Source organism: Bacteroides cellulosilyticus DSM 14838 (assembly GCF_000158035.1).
In the GTDB taxonomy this organism is placed as follows: domain Bacteria; phylum Bacteroidota; class Bacteroidia; order Bacteroidales; family Bacteroidaceae; genus Bacteroides; species Bacteroides cellulosilyticus.
Genome location: NZ_EQ973491.1, coordinates 891,671 through 894,774, shown reverse-complemented (window position 1 = coordinate 894,774; position 3,104 = coordinate 891,671). Strand labels below are relative to the sequence as shown.

Sequence of the window (3,104 nt, the reverse complement as noted above, 5' to 3'; positions counted from 1 at the left end):
TTCCTCTACATTGCGACCTTCATAGCAGGAAGTGGGAAAACCGTAATATACCCACAGGAAAGAACAAATCTGCATCTTTTCCTCCGGCTTCCGCAATTGTTCCACTCCATCGGCAGTCATACGAACAATCTCTCCCGGACCGAGATAGCGGTCTATTTCATAATCCAGATTCGGGAAACTGCTTGACTCACTGGTTGCAGCGTATGCCCCTTCTTTCCGGCCAATTACAATCGGAGTGCGCCCCCACTTGTCACGAGCCGCAATGATACTGCCATCTTCTGATAACAACAGCATAGAGCAAGAGCCTTTGACACGGCGGTAAACATTTTCTATACCTTCTACAAAAGTTTTTCCTTGTATGATGAGTAGTGAGATAAGCTCGGTTTGATTAGTATTGCCTGAACTCAGTTCGGCGAAGTGCATATTTTGGGAAAGTAGCTCTGCTTCTATTTCTTCCAGATTCACAATTTTGGCTACTGTTACAATGGCGAAGCGTCCGAGGTGGGAGTTAATGATGATGGGTTGCGGGTCTGTGTCGCTGATGATTCCTATTCCGACATTTCCTTTAAACTTATCCAGTTCGTCTTCAAACTTGGTTCGGAAATAAGTGCTCTCCAGGTTATGAATGGATCGGGCAAACATGCCCTCTTCTGCATCATACGTGGCAAGTCCGCCCCGCTTAGTTCCTAAATGTGAATTATAATCCGTACCGTAAAATAAATCCGTCACACAGCTCGCTTTGGAGACTGTCCCGAAAAATCCTCCCATAAATCCTATTATTTATTATTGATTTTAGTATTGACGGGCACAAAGGTACAAAGAAGTTTCTTCTCCACGTTACTTTCCTACGAGACAATTTCTAAAAAAACTTATTTTTATGCAGGTTTCCGAACAGCAGATTGAACGTTTTGTTTAATTCGCAGATAAAAGAAATTATATGGTTCAGGATGGAAAATCACAGGAAATACTGTAATCCTCCCTACCCTCGCACATGATTTTGGAACTTCGGACTCTGTGATTACTTGGATTGTCAATGGTTATCAATTGGCTATTGTAGCGAGGTAATGACCAGGTTATTATTAATTCCCTGGCCTCTTGCAACTTTAGTTGCCGCACTGGTTGCCGGTTATTTGATGGAATGTATTCATCCGAGAATATTGGGAAGTATCGGTATGGGGATATTTTGTATCAGGCTTCGATTAATCCTTTGCGGCATTGGTTTCGGACTTTTCCAGACACCGAATAGTAGTTTGAGGTTGTCACAAACGTCGTTGTTGAAAGAATAAAAAAGGCCGAAACTGAGCTTCGATCTTTTCCATATCTTATTTTAAACTACTTTTTCCAAACATAATATGGGATAAACAACCATCTCATAACCTTTATTACCGATTTGATCAATGTACAATACTCCATATAGTCAGAAATATAATCTTGAAATATTCCTTCACCGAACGATGCTCTATATATTTCATATTGTAGCATATTTTATCCGGCAGTATTTGTTCTACATATGCCTTGTCCGCATCCTCAGCCTGTCCTAAAATCGTATTTTCATCTACATATTCTATAGATGCATAATCCGTAATTCCCGGGCGAACAGACAATACTCTCCGCTGTTCCTCAGTGTAGAGTTCCACATATTTACGAACCTCCGGACGCGGGCCTACCAGACTCATATCACCTTTCAGTACATTGAATAACTGAGGTAGTTCATCTAATTTATATTTGCGGATAAAATACCCGATACGGGTAATCCGGGGATCTCGTCCGCCTACAGTTATCAAACCTTGCTTATCAGCTCCTATACGCATTGAGCGGAACTTATAGACATAAAAATCCGTCCCTCCACGTCCCACACGTAGCTGTTTATAGAAACCACCACCTTTACTTTCCAGACGGATAGCAATATACAGGAAAAGGAAAACAGGAGATAAGAATAGAATGCCCAGAAAGGAAAATAAAATATCAAAAAAACGAATCATCACCTATCAACAGTCACTTTAAGGTATGCATCTTTTACAGCTTTGATTATAAAGTCCAGCTTTTCTTCATCCAACTGTGGATAAATGGGCAAGGAGATTTCACCCTTAAAATTCTCATAAGCTTGTGGATAGTTCTTTATATCATATCCCAATGAGCTGAAGAAGGAAAGCATCGGCATCGGGATAAAATGAACGTTCACGGCAACCTCGCTTTTCGCGATTTCATCAATCATACGATCACGCTGTTCCTCTGTGAAATCTTTGATACGCAATGCATAGATATGATATGAGCTTTCTTTTTCTCCATCTTCAGAAGGTGGCAAAATAGCCCAATCACAATCAGCAAATGCTTTAGAATAAGTATTGAATACTCTTTTACGTTCTTTCAGTAGTTCAGGATATTCCCGTATCTGAGCCAAACCGATAGCAGCATTTACGTCAGCCATATTTATTTTCATTCCCAGACCGACTATGTCATAACGCCAACCACCGGCTTTGGATTTGGAAAAAGCATCTTTAGTTTGACAATTCAAACTCATCATACGCAATTCTTTGTAGAGTTCCGCATTATCAAACGGTTCGGGCAAATTCAGGCAGATGGCTCCTCCTTCGGCCGTCGTCACATTCTTTACGGCGTGAAGAGAGAAGATAGCAATATCCGTTTCGCACCCTGTACGCTGATTCTTGTTATAATAAGCACCCAAAGAATGGGCCGCATCATTCATAACAAGGATACGTCCCAATTTTTCCTGTACCAATGACGTCGCCTGAAACAGGTTGCGTATTTCCGGTTCATTAACGAGTCTCATGATACGGTCGTAATCACAAGGGAAGCCCGCAATATCTACCGGAATAATAGCCTTGGTCCTTGGCGTAATTGCTTTTTGAATAGCATCCACAGAGATATTGAAATCCTCTCCGGAATCTACCATAACAGGCTTTGCACCTGCATGAAGGACTGCTAATGCCGTAGCACTATATGTATACGCCGGAACAATCACTTCATCTTCAGCTGTTACTCCCAACCAGCGAAGCATCATAATGGCTCCCGAAGTCCATGAGTTTACACAAAGCACTTCTTTTGCATTAGAGAATACTTTTATTTCTTCTTCCAATGCTTTT

At 41.3% G+C, this 3,104-nt stretch carries 3 protein-coding genes and 1 pseudogene; 1 reads left to right on the top strand and 3 read right to left on the bottom strand.

All coding sequences use genetic code 11. The annotated features are described in order from the left end of the window. Positions 1-768: amidophosphoribosyltransferase (locus tag BACCELL_RS26075; RefSeq protein ID WP_007212856.1), on the bottom strand; the 768-nt coding region annotated here is incomplete at its 3' end. 201 nt (positions 769-969) lie between these two features. On the opposite strand from BACCELL_RS26075, the pseudogene BACCELL_RS27770 reads away from it, so the two are divergent. After that, positions 970-1,056, top strand: a pseudogene (locus tag BACCELL_RS27770) (transporter); the annotation flags it as partial. A 338-nt stretch (positions 1,057-1,394) separates the two neighbouring features. Here the strand turns inward: BACCELL_RS27770 and BACCELL_RS15605 are convergent. Next, positions 1,395-1,982: a sugar transferase gene (locus tag BACCELL_RS15605; protein ID WP_007212854.1), complete on the bottom strand. Its 588-nt coding sequence runs from the start codon at positions 1,980-1,982 to the stop codon at positions 1,395-1,397. After that, a partial coding sequence (locus BACCELL_RS15600; RefSeq protein ID WP_007212853.1) for a DegT/DnrJ/EryC1/StrS aminotransferase family protein occupies positions 1,982-3,104 on the bottom strand: 1,123 nt, incomplete at its 5' end. The genes BACCELL_RS15600 and BACCELL_RS15605, both read right to left, overlap by 1 nt.

What these genes read in the sequence shown, in the direction of transcription:
- BACCELL_RS15605 (WP_007212854.1), bottom strand. Translation starts at nt 1,982, where the DNA reads ATGATTCGTTTTTTTGATATTTTATTTTCCTTTCTGGGCATTCTATTC.